18 protein-coding genes are annotated in these 17,126 nt (G+C 71.5%); 13 read left to right on the top strand and 5 right to left on the bottom strand.

Going from position 1 to position 17,126, the window contains the following annotated elements:
- Positions 1-8: 8 nt before the first annotated feature.
- From J3P30_RS13960 to lnt, 10 genes are read left to right on the top strand one after another with little or no spacing between them, the layout of a single operon-like run.
- Complete coding sequence (locus J3P30_RS13960; protein ID WP_210481610.1) at positions 9-701, top strand: HAD family phosphatase; 693 nt, start codon at positions 9-11, stop codon at positions 699-701.
- Entirely contained in the window at positions 698-1,741 is a 1,044-nt protein-coding gene (locus J3P30_RS13965; RefSeq protein ID WP_210481611.1) for a tRNA (adenine-N1)-methyltransferase, read from the top strand. The genes J3P30_RS13960 and J3P30_RS13965 overlap by 4 nt, the downstream gene beginning before the upstream one ends.
- Positions 1,742-1,792: 51 nt before the next feature.
- Positions 1,793-2,755 (top strand): FKBP-type peptidyl-prolyl cis-trans isomerase, encoded by a 963-nt coding sequence (locus J3P30_RS13970; protein ID WP_210481612.1) that lies wholly within the window; start codon positions 1,793-1,795, stop codon positions 2,753-2,755.
- Positions 2,756-2,762: 7 nt separating this feature from the next.
- Positions 2,763-3,755, top strand: a complete 993-nt coding sequence (locus J3P30_RS13975; protein WP_210481613.1) for a YafY family protein — start codon at positions 2,763-2,765, stop codon at positions 3,753-3,755.
- A complete protein-coding gene (locus J3P30_RS13980) occupies positions 3,752-4,756 on the top strand; it encodes a YafY family protein (RefSeq protein ID WP_210481614.1) in 1,005 nt (334 codons plus the stop codon). The genes J3P30_RS13975 and J3P30_RS13980 overlap by 4 nt, the downstream gene beginning before the upstream one ends.
- Positions 4,757-4,765: 9 nt before the next feature.
- Complete coding sequence (locus J3P30_RS13985) at positions 4,766-5,140, top strand: hypothetical protein (protein WP_210481615.1); 375 nt, start codon at positions 4,766-4,768, stop codon at positions 5,138-5,140.
- Positions 5,101-5,367 (top strand): twin-arginine translocase TatA/TatE family subunit, encoded by a 267-nt coding sequence (tatA, locus tag J3P30_RS13990; protein WP_210481616.1) that lies wholly within the window; start codon positions 5,101-5,103, stop codon positions 5,365-5,367. Before J3P30_RS13985 ends, tatA begins: the two co-directional genes overlap by 40 nt.
- Positions 5,368-5,410: 43 nt before the next feature.
- On the top strand, positions 5,411-6,157 hold the full coding sequence (gene tatC, locus J3P30_RS13995; RefSeq protein ID WP_210482016.1) for a twin-arginine translocase subunit TatC: 747 nt from the start codon (positions 5,411-5,413) through the stop codon (positions 6,155-6,157).
- 16 nt (positions 6,158-6,173) lie between these two features.
- Positions 6,174-8,615 carry an RNA helicase gene (locus J3P30_RS14000; protein WP_210481617.1) on the top strand — a complete coding sequence of 814 codons (2,442 nt, stop codon included), beginning with the start codon at positions 6,174-6,176 and terminating at the stop codon, positions 8,613-8,615.
- Entirely contained in the window at positions 8,605-10,206 is a 1,602-nt protein-coding gene (gene lnt, locus J3P30_RS14005; protein ID WP_210481618.1) for an apolipoprotein N-acyltransferase, read from the top strand. Before J3P30_RS14000 ends, lnt begins: the two co-directional genes overlap by 11 nt.
- A 208-nt stretch (positions 10,207-10,414) precedes the next feature.
- Here the strand turns inward: lnt and J3P30_RS14010 are convergent, their stop codons facing one another.
- The 4 genes from J3P30_RS14010 to J3P30_RS14025 all read right to left on the bottom strand — a co-directional run bounded on the left by J3P30_RS14010 (position 10,415) and on the right by J3P30_RS14025 (position 13,220).
- Positions 10,415-10,783 (bottom strand): RNA polymerase-binding protein RbpA, encoded by a 369-nt coding sequence (locus tag J3P30_RS14010; protein WP_210481619.1) that lies wholly within the window; start codon positions 10,781-10,783, stop codon positions 10,415-10,417.
- Between the two features lie 108 nt (positions 10,784-10,891).
- Positions 10,892-11,653, bottom strand: a complete 762-nt coding sequence (locus J3P30_RS14015) for a glycerophosphodiester phosphodiesterase family protein (RefSeq protein WP_210481620.1) — start codon at positions 11,651-11,653, stop codon at positions 10,892-10,894.
- Positions 11,650-12,753, bottom strand: coding sequence for an SPFH domain-containing protein (locus J3P30_RS14020; RefSeq protein WP_210481621.1), 1,104 nt, complete (start codon positions 12,751-12,753; stop codon positions 11,650-11,652). The genes J3P30_RS14015 and J3P30_RS14020 overlap by 4 nt, the downstream gene beginning before the upstream one ends.
- Positions 12,750-13,220, bottom strand: a complete 471-nt coding sequence (locus J3P30_RS14025) for an NfeD family protein (protein ID WP_210481622.1) — start codon at positions 13,218-13,220, stop codon at positions 12,750-12,752. Before J3P30_RS14025 ends, J3P30_RS14020 begins: the two co-directional genes overlap by 4 nt.
- A 139-nt stretch (positions 13,221-13,359) precedes the next feature.
- Between J3P30_RS14025 and J3P30_RS14030 the strand changes: the two genes are divergently transcribed.
- The 3 genes from J3P30_RS14030 (at position 13,360) to J3P30_RS14040 (ending at position 15,377) form a co-directional block, all read left to right on the top strand.
- Positions 13,360-14,139, top strand: coding sequence for an SDR family oxidoreductase (locus tag J3P30_RS14030; protein WP_307807515.1), 780 nt, complete (start codon positions 13,360-13,362; stop codon positions 14,137-14,139).
- A complete protein-coding gene (locus tag J3P30_RS14035; protein ID WP_210481624.1) occupies positions 14,136-14,588 on the top strand; it encodes an NUDIX hydrolase in 453 nt (150 codons plus the stop codon). The genes J3P30_RS14030 and J3P30_RS14035 overlap by 4 nt, the downstream gene beginning before the upstream one ends.
- 84 nt (positions 14,589-14,672) lie before the next feature.
- Positions 14,673-15,377, top strand: coding sequence for a phosphatase PAP2 family protein (locus J3P30_RS14040; RefSeq protein WP_210481625.1), 705 nt, complete (start codon positions 14,673-14,675; stop codon positions 15,375-15,377).
- Here the strand turns inward: J3P30_RS14040 and J3P30_RS14045 are convergent.
- Positions 15,374-17,041 carry a sodium:proton antiporter gene (locus J3P30_RS14045; protein WP_210481626.1) on the bottom strand — a complete coding sequence of 556 codons (1,668 nt, stop codon included), beginning with the start codon at positions 17,039-17,041 and terminating at the stop codon, positions 15,374-15,376. The genes J3P30_RS14040 and J3P30_RS14045 overlap by 4 nt on opposite strands.
- Positions 17,042-17,126: the final 85 nt, after the last annotated feature.

Consider the following 17,126-nt stretch of genomic DNA (forward strand, 5'->3'; position numbering starts at 1 on the left):
GGCGCGTTATGCGTACCGACCTGCCCGCCGCCGTCCTCTGGGACATGGACGGCACCCTCGTCGACACGGAGCCGTTCTGGCAGCAGGCCGAGGAGAAGCTGGTCACGTCGTTCGGCGGGCGGTGGCGGGCCGAGGACGGGCTCGCGCAGGTCGGCATGAGCCTGTGGGTGTCCGCGGAGATGCTGCAGGCGAAGGGCGTCCCGTGGGACACCGCCCGCATCATCGACTACCTGCAGGCGGAGGTGATGGGACGGCTGGCGCGCGAGGTCCCATGGCGGCCCGGCGCGCGCGAGCTGCTCGCCGAGCTGCGGGAAGCCGGCGTGCCGACGGCCCTCGTGACGATGTCGATGAGGCCCATGGCCGAGCAGGTGGCCGCGGCCGCGCGCCGCGACGGCCCCATCTTCGACGTGATCGTGACCGGGAGCGACGTGGACCAGCCGAAGCCGCATCCGGAGCCCTACCTCCGGGCGATGGAGCAGCTCGGAGTCCGCCCCGACCTGTCGGTCGCCATCGAGGACTCCCCGCCGGGGCTCGCGTCCGCCGTCACCGCCGGCGCCTCGGCCGTCGGCGTGCCGCACACGGTCGACCTGCCTCCGGGGACCGGCTACGTCGTCTGGCCCACTCTCGCCGGCCGGCACATCGCCGACCTCGCCGCCCTCGTCCCGCGGGACACCGAGGTCGAGGAGGAGCTGGCCTCGTGAGCGTCTTCTCCGGACCGTTCCAGCAGGGGGACCGGGTGCAGCTCACCGGTCCGAAGGGGCGCCTCAACACCATCACGCTCACCCCGGGCAAGCAGTTCCACTCCCACCGCGGCGTGCTCGACCACGACGCGCTCCTCGGGCTGCCCGACGGCTCGGTCGTCGCGAACTCCGGGGGAGTGGAGTACCTCGCGCTCCGGCCGCGGCTCGCCGACTACGTGATGTCGATGCCGCGCGGCGCGGCGATCGTGTACCCGAAGGACGCGGCCCAGATCCTGGCTCAGGCCGACATCTTCCCCGGGGCATCGGTGGTGGAGGCGGGCGTCGGCAGCGGTGCCCTCAGCCTCTGGCTGCTCCGGGCGATCGGTCCGACGGGGTCGCTGCTCTCCTTCGAGCGGCGCGAGGAGTTCGCGGACGTGGCGGCGGGCAACGTCGTGGGATTCCTCGGCGAGGAGCCGCAGAACTGGCGCATCGTCCTCGGCGACCTCGTCGAGGAGCTCCCCGCCGCGGCGCCTGCCGGGTCCGTCGACCGGGTCGTGCTCGACATGCTCGCGCCGTGGGAGTGCATCGATGTCGTGGCCGACGCCCTCACCCCGGGCGGGTCCCTCCTCTGCTACATCGCGACGGCCACCCAGCTCTCCCGGGTCGCGGAGGCGATCCGGGACTCGGGCGTCTTCACCGAGCCGGAGTCGAGCGAGACGCTCGTGCGCGGATGGCACGTGGAGGGGCTCGCGGTGCGGCCGGACCATCGCATGGTCGCCCACACCGGGTTCCTCCTCACGGCACGCCGGCTCGCGCCCGGAGCCGTCCTTCCGGCGCTCAAACGGCGCGCGTCGAAGACCGAGTACGGCGAGGAGGACGTGGAGCTCTGGACTCCCGGCGCCCTCGGCGAGCGGAACTCGAGCGCGAAGGCCCTGCGCCGGAAGGTCCGGGAGGCGAAGGCGGGCGCCGCCGCATCGCTCGCCCGCGGGTCCTCAGGGGCTGCCGAGGACGGCGACGCGGCCGACGCTGCTCCGCCCGAGGCGAGGGAGGGCGGCCACTAGACTGAGCGGCGGCCGATCCCGGCCCCCGGCACTTCTGGACGGCTCCTGACGATGAACAGACGACTTCCGCGCGCGGCATCCGCCCTTCTCGTGGCCGCCAGCCTGCTCGGCGGCCTCTCCGCCTGCTACGTCGGCCCCTCCGGCGCCGCCGAGTGCCGTCCGGAGGCGCGCCCCGGCAACGCCTCCGACGCGGTGAAGGCGAGCGGAGCGGTGCTCAGCCAGCCGACCGTCAGCTTCCCGACGCCGCTCCTTCCCGGCACCACGCAGGCGAGCACGGTCATCCGGGGTGAGGGCGAGCCCATCCGCGGCGACCAGTACGTGGCCGGCTACCTCAGCATCTTCAACGGCTCCACGGGCGAGCTGCTCGACCAGTCCGACTACGGCGCAGGACTCCCGTCGTCCTTCGTGATCGACCGCCTGCCGATCGAGGGCCTCAAGAAGGGCCTGCAGTGCGCCGAGGTCGGCAGCCGCGTCGCCGTCGTCATGCCGGGCGATGAGGCCTTCAGCGACGAGAACCGTCCCGCCGGGCTCACCGCCGAGGACTCTCTCGTCGTCGTCGTCGACTTCAAGGACGCGTACCTCGGCCGCGCGCAGGGCACGGCGCAGGTCGCGCAGGCGGGCATGCCGTCCGTCGTGCTCGCCCCCGACGGCCGTCCGGGCATCACGGTGCCGCAGGCCGCCGCTCCCGAGAAGCTGCGCGTGTCGACCCTGATCGCCGGCAACGGCGAGAAGGTCGCGGAGGGCGACTCGGTCCTCGTCAACTACACCGGGGTCCTCTGGGACACCGGCGAGGTGTTCGACTCCAGCTGGGAGAACGGCGCCCCGATCACCATCGCCCTGAACGAGGGCGAGGCGATCCCGGGGTTCCTCTCCGCGGTCACCGGGAAGCGGGTCGGCGACCAGGTGCTCGCGGTCATCCCGCCCGATCAGGGCTACGGCGACCAGGCGACGGGCAGCATCCCGGCCGACTCCACGCTGGTCTTCGTCATCGACATCCTCGGGATCGTCGAGTAGGCCCTCGGTGCCGACCGAAGCGGTCCCCGTCGAGGAGCGGCTCTTCAGCCTGGTGCTCGCCCTCGTGGCGACCGAGCACGGCCTGACCAAGAGCGAGATCCTCTCCTCGGTGCAGGGCTACCGCCATCGGTACGTGCCGGGCGGCGACAACGCGAGCCTCGAGCGGCAGTTCGAGCGGGACAAGGACGACATCCGGGAGCTCGGCGTCCCGCTCGAGACGCTGGAGACCCCCGCCGAGGCCGGCAACAACCAGAACCTCCGGTACCGCATCCGGAAGGGCGCCTACGACCTGCCGGCGGACGTGACGTTCACGCCGCAGGAGACGACCCTGCTCAACCTCGCCGCCGAGGTGTGGCGGGAGGGCTCGCTCTCCAGCGAGTCGCACCGCGCTCTCCTCAAGCTGCGGTCGCTCGGCGTCGACGCGGACGACCCGACGATCGGGTACGCGCCCCGGATCCGCGTCCGCGAGCCCGCGTTCGAGCCGCTGCGGGCCGCGATCGAGCGGCACCTCGTCGTCCGGTTCCCGTACCTGAAGCCGGGGGAGTCCGAGCCGACCGAGCGGACCGTCGAGCCGCTCGCGCTCGTCAAGCACGAGGGCCGGTGGCACCTCGCGTCGTTCGACCGGAACCGCCAGGAGCGGCGCACCTTCCTGCTGAGCAGGATCGTCGGCAAGGTGACGACGACGCGCACGGCGTTCACGCCGCCTGAGGAGGACGTGGCGGAGGCCGCCCTCGCCGACCTCGACCGCATCCTCGCGGGCGGCCGCGTCCGCATCCGCGTCGCCCCCGGCTCGGACGCGGAGACCCGGCTGGAGCGCCGCGCGGCGGAGCAGCCGGCGCCCGGCGAGCTGCTACTCAACTACTCGGACTCGAATCTCATGGCGGACGAGCTCGCCTCCTACGGGCCGGAGGTCGTCGTCCTCGAGCCCCAGCATCTGCGGGACCGGGTCGTCCAGCGCCTCCGCCGCGTCGTCGCCGACCACGAGGGCGCGACCCGATGAGCGCCCGCCCGCTCCAGGCGCAGGACAAGCTCGCGTTCCTGCTGTCCCTGGTCCCGTACCTCATCGATCACGAGGACGTGAGCGTCGCGGATGCCGCCGCGCACTTCGGGGTGACCGAGGACGAGATGCGGCAGGCGGTCCAGCTGATCGCGGTGTCCGGCCTCCCCGGCGACAGCGCGGCGTACCTTCCCGGCGACCTGTTCGACATCAACTGGGACGAGTTCGAGGACAACGACCGGATCGTCCTCACGCACTCGGTCGCGATCGACGAGGCGCCGCGCTTCTCCGCTCGGGAAGCGGCCGCTCTCCTCGCAGGCCTCCAGTACCTGTCGTCGCTCCCCGAGAACGCGGACCGGGCGGCGCTCACCTCGCTGATGAACAAGCTGGCCCGGGGCGCCTCGGCGCCGCCGAGCCCGGTGGTCGTCGCCCAGGCGCGCGTCGACGCCGCCCTGCCCGTGCTCCGGGACGCGCTCGTCGCCCGCCGGCAGGTGGAGTTCGACTACCGCGACGCTCAGGGCTCCACCGTCCGCCGGACCGTGGACCCGCTGCGCCTCGACTCCGACGACGAGAGCTGGTACCTCCGTGCCTGGGACCACGGTCGCGAGGCGGTCCGCACGTTCCGGCTCGACCGGATCACCCGGCTCAGCTCGACGAACCGGCCGGTCAGCCGCGGCGCCGACGAGGTCGCGCTCTCCGACGCCCTGTTCGAGACCTCCGCGGCGGACCTGACGGTCGTGGTCGAGGTCGCGGAGGCGGCCCTGCCCCTGCTCGGCGACTACCTGCCCGAGGGCACCCGCACACGCCCGGGCACGCGTCCCGGCGTCGTCGAGGCCACCCTCCGCGTCGGGCACTACCACGGGCTCAAGCGGCTCGCCACCCGCCTCTCGGGGATGGTCCGCGTGCTGGAGCCACCCGAGGCGCGCACGGTCGTGGCCGACTGGGCCCGAGCCGGACTGGCCGCGTACGCCGGTCCTGAGCCGACGCCTCAGGGAGGACCCTAGACTCGGCGTATGCCGTGGTGGTCATGGGTGCTGATCTGGACGCTCCTCGTCCTCGCCCTCCTCGGCATGCTCGCCTTCTTCGCCTGGTGGCTGTTCAAGAAGGCGATGGTCGCGATGGATGCGCTCGGCGAGCTGGCCGGCAAGCTCGAGCTCCTCGACGCGGCGAGCGAGGAGGTGTCCCCGTACCACTTCACGCCAGCGGTCCTCCGCGACCGGGCGGAGGTGCGCGAGGCGCATCGCCTCCTCGCCGAACTCAGGGCAGACCGCAAGCGGGAGCGCCGAGAACGTCGATTGGCCAGGGGTAAACTCCTCGTGACCGCCGATCTGAGAAAGAGGACTTTCCCATGGGAATCTTCGGCAACGCGTTCACCGGATGGCACCTGATCGCCGTCCTGGCGATCGTGCTCCTGCTCTTCGGCGCCCCCAAGCTCCCGGCCCTGGCGAGGAGCATCGGCCAGTCCATGAAGATCTTCAAGCAGGAGATCAAGACCGACAAGGCGGACACCGACACGCGTGAGCCGGAGGCGCTCCGTGCCGAGGCTCCGCCGGTCGCAGCCGTAGAGCCGGCGCCGAAGGCAGCGGACGCGCCGCCGTCTACGCCGAAGCAGTAGCCCGATGGCCCGCTCAAGGCGGGATGTCGACCCCGACCGGCGGATGTCGCTCGGCGAGCACCTGGTGGAGCTGCGCCGGCGTCTCATCCTCTCGGTCGTCGCGCTGGTCGTCGGCATGGTCGCCGGTTACCTGCTGTCGGACTGGGTCTGGGACCTGCTCCGCACGCCGATGCTCGCCGTCGCGGAGCATCACGACGCGAGCATCAACTACACGAACATCACCCAGGCCTTCGACCTCAAGCTGCGCATCGCGTTCACCGTGGGGCTCGTCCTCTCGGCCCCGGTGTGGCTGTATCAGATCTGGGCGTTCATCGTCCCCGGCCTGACGCGCAAGGAGCGGCAGTACGGCTTCGGGTTCTTCTTCGCCGCGGTGCCGCTGTTCTTCGCGGGCTGCTTCACCGGCTGGTACGTCTGGCCGCACATCGTCGAGCTCATGGTCGGGTTCGCTCCCGCCGAGGACTCCGTCTTCCTCAGCGCGGGCGACTACCTCGATTTCGTGCTCAAGCTCATCGTCGTGGTGGGCGTGGCCTTCGTGCTCCCGGTCTTCCTCGTGCTGCTCAACTTCGCCGGCGTCCTGCAGGGGATCAGCATCCTCAAGAGCTGGCGGGTCGCCATCCTCACCATCACCCTGTTCACCGCGATCGCGACGCCGGCCGCCGATGTGATCTCGATGTTCCTGCTCGCCATCCCGATGGCGCTGCTCTACATGGCGGCCGCGGGGATTGCCATCCTGCACGACCGCCGCGTCGCTCGGAAGACCGCCGCACTGACCGCCGAGTACGCCTCGTGAATCGGGGAGGGGACCGATGACCGCCGAGCTATCACCCGCAGAGCGGTTCGCCGCATCCCGCCGGAAGCGCCGCTACCCCCTGCTCGACGCGTTCCGCGCTCAGCAGAAGTTCGACCTGGACCCGTTCCAGGTGCGGGCGTGCGAGGCGCTCGAGGAGGGCAGGGGCGTCCTCGTCGCGGCGCCCACCGGGGCGGGCAAGACGCTCGTCGCGGAGTTCGCGGTCTACCTCGCGATGCAGGAGCCGTACGCGAAGGTCTTCTACACCGCGCCGATCAAGGCCCTGTCCAACCAGAAGTTCAACGAGCTCGTCGAGGACTACGGCGCCGAGAACGTCGGACTCCTCACCGGCGACACCAACGTGAATCCTCGCGCCCGGGTCGTCGTCATGACGACCGAGGTGCTCCGCAACATGCTCTACGCGGACTCCGACCTCCTCGTGGACCTGGCCTTCGTGGTCATGGACGAGGTGCACTACCTGGCCGACCGGTTCCGCGGAGCGGTGTGGGAGGAGGTCATCATCCACCTTCCGCAGTCCGCGCGGCTCGTGTCGCTCAGCGCCACCGTCTCCAACGCCGAGGAGTTCGGCGACTGGCTCCAGGCCGTGCGCGGCGACACCGACGTGATCGTCTCCGAGGAGCGGCCGGTGCCGCTCGAGCAGCACGTCCTCGTCCGGAACCGGCTCGTCGACCTGTTCGACTCGTCGGGACTCGCGGCGACCAACCGGGTGAATCCCGAGCTCGTGCAGCTCGCGCGCTACGGCGGGCGGATGCAGGGTGTGCGCGAGGTGCGGGACCGGGGCCGGGGACACGTTCGGGGCGGCCGCTTCGAGATGGGCCGGATGGAGCGCTCCGACCTCATCCGGATGCTCGACGAGCGCAACCTCCTGCCGGCGATCTTCTTCATCTTCTCCCGGGCGGGATGCGACGCCGCCGTCCGCTCGGTGCTGCGCGACGGGGTCCGCCTCACCGAGAGCTGGGAGCGCGAGGAGATCCGGCAGATCACCGAGGAGCGCTGCCGGACGCTGCGCGACGAGGATCTCGCGGTCCTCGGCTACTGGGAGTGGCTCGAGGGTCTCGAGCGGGGAGTCGCCGCCCACCACGCGGGCCTGCTGCCCGCGTTCAAGGAGGTCATCGAGGAGCTGTTCCAGAAGAAGCTCCTGAAGGTCGTGTTCGCGACCGAGACGCTGGCCCTGGGTATCAACATGCCGGCACGCACGGTCGTGCTGGAGAAGCTCGAGAAGTTCAACGGCGAGGCGCGCGTGCCGATCACGCCGGGGGAGTACACCCAGCTGACGGGTCGCGCCGGGCGGCGCGGCATCGACGTGGAGGGCCACTCCGTCATCCAGTGGACCGAAGGGATGGAGCCCCAGGCGGTCGCCGCCCTCGCCTCCCGCCGCAGCTACCCGCTGAACTCGAGCTTCCGGCCCACCTACAACATGGCCGTCAACCTCATCGAGCAGTTCGGCCGGGAGCGCACGCGCGAGATCCTCGAGTCCAGCTTCGCCCAGTTCCAGGCCGACCGGGCGGTCGTCGACCTCGCCCGCAAGGTGCGCCAGCAGGAGGAGTCGCTGGCGGGCTACGAGCGGGCCATGCAGGACGAGTCGGGGCAGAGCGGCGACTTCACCGAGTACGCCTCCATCCGCCGGGAGATCAGCGACCTCGAGCGCGCCGGATCGCAGAACCGGGACCGGACGCGGGCCCAGCAGGAGAAGCACCAGCGGCGGCTCGCGGAGCTGCGCAAGCGCCTCCGCACCCACCCCGGGCACTCGTCGCCCCGCCGGGAGGAGCTGTCCCGCTGGGCCGAGCGGTGGTGGCGCCTCAAGCGGCAGACGGACGGGCTGCGGCAGCAGATCGCGAATCGCACCGGTGCCGTCGCCAAGGTGTTCGACCGGGTCACGGACGTCCTGCTCGAGGAGGGCTACCTCAAGCTCGACCCCGACGGGCGCATCGTCCTCACCGGGAACGGCGTGATGCTCAAGCGGATCTACGGCGAGCGGGACCTCCTCGTCGCCGAGACCCTGCGCCGCGGCGTGTGGAGCGAGCTCGACGCCGCCGCCTTCGCCGCGCTGGCGACGACTCTCGTGTTCGAGCCGCGGCGCGAGGAGGCGGAGATCTCCGAGCGCTGGCTCCCGCGCGGTCCGTTCCGCTCGGCGCTCACGCGCCTCCAGGACATCTGGGCCCGGCTCGACGACGTCGAGCGGGACCACCAGCTGCCGGGGTCGAACCCTCCCTCGATCGGGCTCGTCATCGCCATGCACAAGTGGGCCCGTGGCGGCCCCCTGGACCAGGTGCTGCGCGACGCCGAGCTGCAGGCCGGCGACTTCGTGCGCTGGGCGAAGCAGACGATCGACCTGCTCGACCAGATCTCGGAGGTCGCGGACGGGCGCCAGGGCCGCACCGCGCGGCAGGCGATCGACGCGATCCGGCGCGGCATCGTCGCGTACTCCAGTGTCAGCTGAGACCCGCACCGCTCCTCCCGTCGCCGGTCCCCGGGTCCGGCGGCCGGTCCCGGCGCGCCCGGTGGTCCGTCCGCCGCTGCCGCTGTGGGGCGCCCTCCTCGTCGCGCTGCTCGCCGGGCTCCTGCTGGACGGCGCGTTCCCGGACGCCGGCGTCTGGCCGCTCGCCTTCCCCGCGGTCGCTCTCGTGCTGGTCGCGCTGCGCGGCCGTCGGCCGGGCGCCGCGCTCCTCGTGGGTCTCGTGTTCGGGCTCGCGTTCTACCTCGTGCACATCGAGTGGGCGACGCTGTTCCTCGGCGAGGTGCCCTGGCTGGCGCTGTCGACGCTGCAGGCCCTGTTCGTCGCCCTGGGCAGCGCGCTCATCGCCCTCGCCTACGCGCGGCTGCCGCGGCTGTGGCCGTCGCTCCTCGGCCGGGTCGGGCTGCTCCCCGTGGTGATCGCGGGTCTCTGGACCGCACGCGAGGCGATCAGCGCCGTCTGGCCCTACGGCGGCTTCTCGTGGGGCCGGGTGGCGATGTCGCAGTCGGAGAGCCCGCTCGCGCCGCTGTTCTCCTGGCTCGGCATCTCGGGCGTGAGCTTCGTGATGGTGTGGCTGACCGCGCTCGCCCTGGAGCTGTGGTTCTCCCGCCCGCGCCGCTCGGCGCCCGGAGGGGACCGATCCTGGCCGCGACGGGCCCTCCTGCTCATGGCGACCGCCGTCGCCGCCGTCCTCGCGGTCCCGGCCTGGTCGACGGCCGACGCCGGCACCCTGCGGGTGGGCGCAGTGCAGGGGAACACGCCCTCCGGCTATTTCGACACCCGCGACTACCAGGGGCAGATCCTGGACGGGCATGTCGCCGCGACCCTGCCGATCGCCGGGGAGGACGTCGACGTCCTGCTGTGGCCGGAGGCGGCCAGCGACCTCAATCCTCTCGAGTCAGGCCCGGCGGCCCGGATCCTCGACGACGTCACGGATGCCGCCGACGCTCCGCTCATCACGGGCACCATCACCGAGCGCGACGGACGGATCTTCAACACCTCGCTCCTGTGGGAGAACGGCGAGGGAGCCGTCGATCTGTACGACAAGCGGCACCCCGTCCCCTTCGGCGAGTACGTGCCAGACCGCGCCTTTTGGGAGCCGTTCGCGCCCTCCCTGATCGGCCTCATTCAGCGCGAGTACACGCCGGGCACGACGGATCCCATCGTGGAGGTGGGCGGCGTGCGGGTGGGGCTCGACATCTGCTTCGACATCGTGGACGACGCCCTGATCGCCGAGAGCGTGCGGGATGGGGCGCAGGTGCTCTTCGCGCAGACGAACAACGCCGACTTCGGGCAGACGGACGAGAACCTGCAGCAGCTGGCCATCGCCCGGATCCGCGCACTGGAGACGGGACGCGCCCTGGTCAACGTGTCGACCGTCGGCACGAGCGCGGTGCTCGCTCCGGACGGATCCACGCTCGACACGATCCCGGCGTTCGAGGCCGGCGCCATGGTGACGGACGTCCCGCTGCGCGACGGGCTCACCCCGGCGGTCCTGCTCGGGAAGGGGGTCGAGCTCCTGGTCTCGGGCCTCGGCCTGGGCGCCCTGCTCCTCACCCTCCGCCGCCGCAGCTGACCCCGCCGGCACTCAACACGCGCGACTGGCGCTCAACAGGCATTCTCGGCTCCAACAGCACGACACGCCGCCGCAGAGTGTGTCCGCGGAAGAAGTGCCTGTTGAGCGCAAGTGCGGGCGCGGCGGCGCGGGCCGAGGCGACGTAGCCGTGACAAGAGAAAGGGCCGCCGGTGGGGAACCGGCGGCCCTTGGGGAGTCCTGAGGGGGATCAGGAAGCTATCGTCTGCTGCTTGCCGCGGCGGGCACGCAGGTACTGAAGCCGCTCCTCGAGCAGCTGCTCGAGCTCGGCGCGGGTGCGACGCTCCAGGAGCATGTCCCAGTGGGTGCGCGGCGCCTTGCTCTCGTGGGCGGCGGACTGGACGGGCGTTCCGTCGTCGGAGAGCAGCACGCCCTCCTTGCCGCTCTTGGGTGAGGTCCACGTCTCCGGGATCTCGGCGTCCTCGGCGAACGTCACCTCGAAGATGTCGCCGTCATCGCTCCGGTAGCGAGCGTTGATCCGGGGGGAGAAGACCACTCCCTCCTCGCTCTGAAGGCTCTGGGCTCCGAGGCGCATTCCGCGCAGACTGCGATCTGCCATAGGTGGCTCCTTCCGCTGGCTGTCTTCATCCTCAACCTCGCGTCGGGGGACACTCTTCCCTCCAGGGGCTATTCCCAGGACCTTCCCAGTGGGACCCGAGTGAGGGGGTCAGGAGCGGCGGCGGACCTCCTCGGCGAGCACATCGCACCGGTCCGTCACGATGCCGTCGACACCGGCGTCGAGAAGACGGCGCATATCCTCGGGATCGTTCACCGTCCAGACGTGGACTTCGACCCCGGCGGCGTGGAATGCGCGGACAGTCCGGGGCGTCACGATGCGGAACCGCCTGATCCGCTGGGGGATCTGCACCGCGTCCACGCGGCGGAGTATGAGCCTGACCAGGGGAATCAGCCCGATCCGAGCCGCCAGCAGCGCCGGCAGGACCTCTGCCGCGGAGGCGGAGGCCGCGGCGTCACCGACCCGCGTCAGGGTGCGGGTCCGCCGCCGGCGGCTGAAGGAGGCGACGAGCACGCGGTCGACGGCATCCGCCTCCAGGACGGCGCGGGCCACGGCGTCCGCCGCGGGGGCCGACTTGACGTCGATGTTGAAGCGGGCAGACGGAAAGGTGCGCAGAGCATCGATCAGGGTACAAATCTGTCCTCCGACCGGGCCGATCTCCCGGAGCTGCGCGAGCGTGAGGGACGCGACCTCGAGGTCGAGGGACGCGATCCGGCGCAGTCCCGGATCGTGCACCAGCACGGCGATGCCGTCCGCCGTGGCGTGCGCGTCCGTCTCCAGGTACCCGGCGCCCGCGCGCAGGGCCGCGGCGAACGCCTCGATGCTGTTCTCGAGCGCGCCGGTCGCGAGGCCCCGGTGTGCGAACACCCGCGGGGCGGGGGGAGCGAAGTAGGGGCCGACCGTCCGGGTCACGTCCCTGCGGGCTCGCCCGACGCGCGGAGCCCGTCCGTCTCCGGCAGCCGGCCCGATTCGGGTCGGCGCGCCTCGGCAGCGCCCGCCACCGCCTGCGCCGACTCGGCCCGTGCCTCGTCGACCGACGCGCGGGCCTCGCGCACCGCCGCCTCGGCTCCGGACCGCGCCTGTTCGGCGAGCCTCTTGTCGACGGGAGCGGAGCCGTTGCCGCCGGCGAACCCGCCGCCGATGCCCTTCAGCGCCTCGGTGAGCTCGCTCGGGATGATCCAGAGCTTGTTCGAGGCGCCCTCGGCGAGCCGGGGGAGGGTCTGCAGGTACTGGTAGGCGAGGAGGGACGAGTCGGGATTGCCCCGGTGGATCGCGTCGAACACGGTCGTGATGGCCTTCGCCTCACCCTCGGCGCGAAGGACTGCCGCCTTCGCCGCACCCTCGGCCTCGAGGATCGCCGCCTGGCGCGCGCCCTCCGCGGTGAGGATTGCGGACTGCTTCGTGCCCTCAGCGGTGAGGATCGCGGCGCGGCGGTCGCGCTCGGCGCGCATCTGCTTCTCCATGGAGTCCTGGATGGACACGGGGGGCTCGATGGCCTTGAGCTCGACACGCGAGACGCGGATGCCCCACTTGCCGGTCGCCTCGTCCAGCACGATGCGCAGCTGGCTGTTGATGTTGTCGCGGCTCGTGAGCGCCTCCTCGAGGTTGAGGCCGCCGACGACGTTGCGGAGGGTCGTGGTGGTGAGCTGCTCGACCGCGCCGAGATAGTTCGCGATCTCGTACGTGGCCGCGCGGGCGTCCGTGACCTGGAAGTACACGACCGTGTCGATGGAGACGACCAGGTTGTCCTCAGTGATCACCGGCTGCGGCGGGAACGACACGACCTGCTCGCGCATGTCCACCAGCGGCCGCACGCGGTCGATGAACGGCACGAGGAGGTTCAGCCCGGGGGTGAGGGTCTTGTGGTACTTGCCGAGCCTCTCGACCACGCCCGCGTAGGCCTGGGGGATGATCCGAATGGATCGGATGAGGACGGTGATCACGAAGATCGCGAGGATGACGAGCAGCGCGATCACGAACAGCTGCAGGATGAAGCCGGCCGGGTCGATCATGAGGTGGTCCTTCCACGGGGAACGACGATGGCGGTGGAGCCGCGGATCGCGGTCACCGTGACGGGAGCGCCCACCTCCACGAGCTGGGCCTCCGCGGACTCGTCCAGCTGAGCGGTCCAGGTCTCGCCGTTGGCGAGCTTGACCTGGCCGCCGGTTTCACCGAGGGCCAGCACGACCCGGCCGGACATGCCGTAGAGGGCCGCGATGTTGGTCGGGGTCGGGTCGGCGCCCTTGCGGGTGAGCCGGAGCAGCACGGGGCGGATCAGCACGAGCAGGAGCACCGAGAGGACGAGCGCGACGAGGATCTGGAGCCACCAGGGCGCGCCGAGGAGGTTCGCCCCGAGGCCGCCCAGGCTCCCGGCCGCGATCATCAGGAACGTGAACTCGAGCGTCAGCAGCTCGATGATGACGCAGACCAGGATGAAGCCCAGCCAGACGAGCCACAGGTACTGCGTCAGGTCGGGCATCGGCGTCCTCGGGGTGTCGGTTGTGGAGAATGTATCAACTTCCGCGCCCCCGTCCCGGGGCTTCCGCCCCGCGCGCGTTGCGAGGGCGTCCCGCAACCCGCTGGGGAGGGCCCGTGGGCTGGTTGGTAGGGTCGGGGTCGTGGTCACGACGCCTGAAGCGAACCCCCTCCCGCCCGGCTCCCTGACGGGCAAGCGGGCCCTCATCACCGGCTCCTCCCGCGGCGTCGGCGCCGACACCGCCGTCTACCTGGCGCAGGCCGGGGCGAAGGTCGTCATCAACTACCGGAACAAGGAGAGACGGGCGCTCCAGCTCGTCGACCAGCTGCGGGAGCGCGGTGGCGACGCCATCGCCGTCGGAGCGGACCTCACGGATCCCGAGTCCGTCGCCGCGATGTTCGCGCGCGTCCGGGACGAGTGGGGCGGCCTCGACATCCTGGTCCTCAACGCCTCGGGCGGCATGGAGACGGGGATGGGCGAGGACTACGCGCTCCGGCTGAACAGGGACGCGCAGCTCAACGTCCTCGAGGCTGCCCTGCCCCTGATGGGCGAGGGCGGCAGGGTCGTGTTCGTCACGAGCCACCAGGCGCACTTCATCCGCGAGGTGCCGACGATGCCCGAGTACGAGCCGGTGGCGGTGAGCAAGCGGGCGGGCGAGGACGCTCTGCGCGAGCGCATCCCGGACCTCCGCGCGCGCGGCATCGGCTTCGTCGTCGTCTCGGGCGACATGATCGAGGGCACCATCACGGCGACTCTCCTCGAGCGGGCCCGCCCCGGCGCGATCGAAGCCCGCAAGGAGGCGGCCGGTCGCCTCTACAACGTCGCGGAGTTCGCAGGCGAGGTCGCCCTGGCGTGCATCGAGGAGGTCCCGGTGGACAACACCCGCCTCGTGGGCGACGTCAGCAGCTTCGTCCACCGATGAGGCACCGGGCGCTGTCCCGCGTCCTCGTCTTCGACCAGGACGACCGGACCCTGCTCTACCTCCAGCACGGCAAGTCGCACGAGGTGCCGCCGCGGTGGATCACGCCGGGCGGGGGAGTGGACCCGGGGGAGAGCCACGAGGATGCCGCCCTGCGCGAGCTCCGCGAGGAGACCGGGCTCGTCCTCAGCGAGATCGGGCGCCCGTTCCACGTCGCCGACTTCGAGCCCGACCAGCGCTGGCACGACTACGACACCGGCCACTGGCGGTGGTACGCGGTCCGGGTCGACGCCTTCATGCCGACGGACGCCGGCTGGACCGACGAGGAGCGGCGGGACGTCGTCGAGTGGCGCTGGTTCGCGTCGGACGGGCTCGACTCCGCCGAGTACGCCTGCGAGCCGGGGAACCTCGCCGAGTTCGTTGCGGCCGGACTGGCCAGCCTGGAGCGCTAGGGTCTTCCACCCTCCTCCGCAACCCAGGACGGACTCCGGCCGGTCATCCACGGCTCCCGGCGGCGCCCCGCCTACCATCGACGCATGACGGACACTCCGACCCTGCACGAGCAGGACCGGCGGACGCTCGAGGTCCAGAGGAAGTGGCCGCTCGTCAGCGGCGTGATCGCGCTCGCCCTGGTGGTCCTCGGCGGCGCGCTCATCTACCTCCGGCAGTACGACGTCGTGCCGTACGAGGTCGACCAGGAGTGGATGGACGAGCTCTACGAGGAGCGGACGCCGTTCTGGGAGGCCGTCGCCCGATTCTTCGATTGGATCGGCGGCGGGATCGTCGGCGTCTTCGTGGTGCCGATCGCGATCCTCGTCGTGCTCATGGTCATCCGCCGGAGGTGGGCCGCCGTCTACTTCCTGACGGCGAGCGTCCTGAGCGCCGGATTGGTCCAACTGCTCAAGAACACCGTGGACCGGCCCCGGCCGGAGCAGATCCTCGTCACCGCCGACTTCGGCTCATTCCCGAGCGGGCATACGGCGAACGCGGCGACGATCGCCGTGGTGCTCGCCCTGATCGTCAACCGCTGGTGGATGTGGCCCCTCGGTGGCGCCTACACCCTGTGCATGCTGCTCAGCCGCAACTACCTGGGCGCCCACTGGCTCACGGACACGATCGGCGGCCTCCTGCTCGGTGCCGCCGTGGCGCTCATCGTCTGGGCGCCGTTCGCTCATCGCCTCCACAGGGAGACGCTGCGCCGCCGCGGGGTCGCTCCCGCCCCCGGGGTGCCGGAGACCTAGTCGGAGCGCGCCGGCTGGGCCGCGGGAGAGCGATGGCCCTCGTCGGCGACCGGCGTGTCCGGCGGCTCGTTCTGCGGCGTGGATCCGGACGTCGGCTCCGGCGAGGACCGCGGAAACGTCGCCCGAAGCGCCAACTCCTCCGCGTCGATGGCCGCGAGGACGGCGCGGACGGCGTACTCCTCGTACCGCCCCTCGGACCGGGCGTGCTGGACCGCCTCGCGCTCCGCCTCGATCATCGCCTGACGGAGGCGGGCGTAGTCGGCGAACCGCGGCTCGGGCCCATCGTCCTCGCTCTCGGGGGAGAGGAAGGTGGCGTTCACGCGCAGGCGCTCCACGACCCGATCCTCGATGCCGTCAGTGAGCGCATCCTCGAGCCGTTTCAGCCCCGCCGACTGCGCCTCCGACATCAGGAGGCGGCGCTGCATCTGCTCCTGGTCCTCGTTGGGCGCGGGCAGGCGCAGCCGCCGGATGACCGCAGGCAGTCCCAGGCCGCCGAGGAGGGAGACGGCGATGACGATGAAGGCGAGCAGCTGGAGGAAGCCGCGGTGCGGCGTCTCCTCGGGGAGCAGGAAGACGGCGGCGAGTGTGACGACGCCGCGGATGCCGCAGACCATGAGGGCGACCGAGTTCCGCCACCGCCAGCCTCGCTCGCGCAGCCTCCGCGGGCCATGCCGGTAGAGGAGCGTCGTGAGGGCGAGCCAGACGACCCGGGCGAGGAGGACGGAGAGCAGGACCGCGGCCGCGATCCCGATCGAGGGGACGAGCCCTGGTGCGTCGCGCACCGCGTCCTGCAGGATCCCGGACAGGCTCAGCCCGATCAGCAGGAACACCGCGTTCTCGAGCAGGAACCGGATCGTCCGCCAGTTGAGGGCCTCCGCGATCCGGGCCTCCGCCGACTGGATGGACGGGCTCCGGTACCCCAGCAGCAGGCCGGCGAAGACGACCGCGACGACCCCGGAGCCGTGGAGCAGCTGCGCGGGGATGAACGCGAGGAACGGCGTCACGAAGGAGAGGCTCGTGTCGAGCACGGCCGAGTTCAGCCGCCTGCGCACCTCCGCGACGGCGTAGCCGACGAGGAGTCCCATGCCCACGCCGACGACGACGGAGAGCACGAGCTCGACCGAGATCGTCAGCGGATCGACGGCGCCCGCGATCGCGGTGATCGACATGCTGAGCGCCACCAGGGCGACGGCGTCGTTGAGCAGGCTCTCGCCCTCGAGGATCGTGACGAGCCGGCGGGGGAGCCGAAGCCTCCCGGCGATCGCCGTGACGGCGACCGCGTCCGTGGGCGCCACGACCGCGCCGAACGCGAGCGCCGCCGCCAGGCCCACTGACGGGAAGACCGCCCACGTGGTCAGGCCGACCACCACGCACGTGAAGGCCACGAGGCCGACCGAGAGCAGCAGGATGCTGTCGCCGCGCGCCTTGATGTCGATGTACGAGGTGCGGATCGCGGCCGCGAAGAGCAGGGGCGGAAGGACCCCGTAGAGGATGAGGTCGGGCTCGATCTCGACCGCGGGCACCCCCGGGACGAACGAAGCGATGGCGCCGATCGCGACGAGCAGGAACGGTGCGGACAGGCCGATCCGGCCGGCGAAGCCGGTCACGGTCACCGTCACGAGCACGAACGAGACGATCCAGATGATGACCGCGACCGAGTCCACCCGACGATTCTGCCGCCCGGCGGAGGGGAGGGGTCCCGCCGGATCGCCTCTTGCGCGCAGCGCTCGGTGCGCCTAACGTACAACC

Origin of the sequence: Naasia sp. SYSU D00948 (assembly GCF_017916515.1) — a bacterium.
In the GTDB taxonomy this organism is placed as follows: domain Bacteria; phylum Actinomycetota; class Actinomycetes; order Actinomycetales; family Microbacteriaceae; genus Naasia.

Coding starts and splice junctions, on each gene's coding strand:
- J3P30_RS13960 (WP_210481610.1), top strand. CDS start 9: ATGCGTACCGACCTGCCCGCCGCCGTCCTCTGGGACATGGACGGCACC.
- J3P30_RS13970 (WP_210481612.1), top strand. CDS start 1,793: ATGAACAGACGACTTCCGCGCGCGGCATCCGCCCTTCTCGTGGCCGCC.
- J3P30_RS13980 (WP_210481614.1), top strand. CDS start 3,752: ATGAGCGCCCGCCCGCTCCAGGCGCAGGACAAGCTCGCGTTCCTGCTG.
- J3P30_RS13985 (WP_210481615.1), top strand. CDS start 4,766: ATGCCGTGGTGGTCATGGGTGCTGATCTGGACGCTCCTCGTCCTCGCC.
- tatA (WP_210481616.1), top strand. CDS start 5,101: ATGGGAATCTTCGGCAACGCGTTCACCGGATGGCACCTGATCGCCGTC.
- tatC (WP_210482016.1), top strand. CDS start 5,411: ATGTCGCTCGGCGAGCACCTGGTGGAGCTGCGCCGGCGTCTCATCCTC.
- J3P30_RS14000 (WP_210481617.1), top strand. CDS start 6,174: ATGACCGCCGAGCTATCACCCGCAGAGCGGTTCGCCGCATCCCGCCGG.
- J3P30_RS14010 (WP_210481619.1), bottom strand. CDS start 10,783: ATGGCAGATCGCAGTCTGCGCGGAATGCGCCTCGGAGCCCAGAGCCTT.
- J3P30_RS14020 (WP_210481621.1), bottom strand. CDS start 12,753: ATGATCGACCCGGCCGGCTTCATCCTGCAGCTGTTCGTGATCGCGCTG.
- J3P30_RS14025 (WP_210481622.1), bottom strand. CDS start 13,220: ATGCCCGACCTGACGCAGTACCTGTGGCTCGTCTGGCTGGGCTTCATC.
- J3P30_RS14035 (WP_210481624.1), top strand. CDS start 14,136: ATGAGGCACCGGGCGCTGTCCCGCGTCCTCGTCTTCGACCAGGACGAC.
- J3P30_RS14040 (WP_210481625.1), top strand. CDS start 14,673: ATGACGGACACTCCGACCCTGCACGAGCAGGACCGGCGGACGCTCGAG.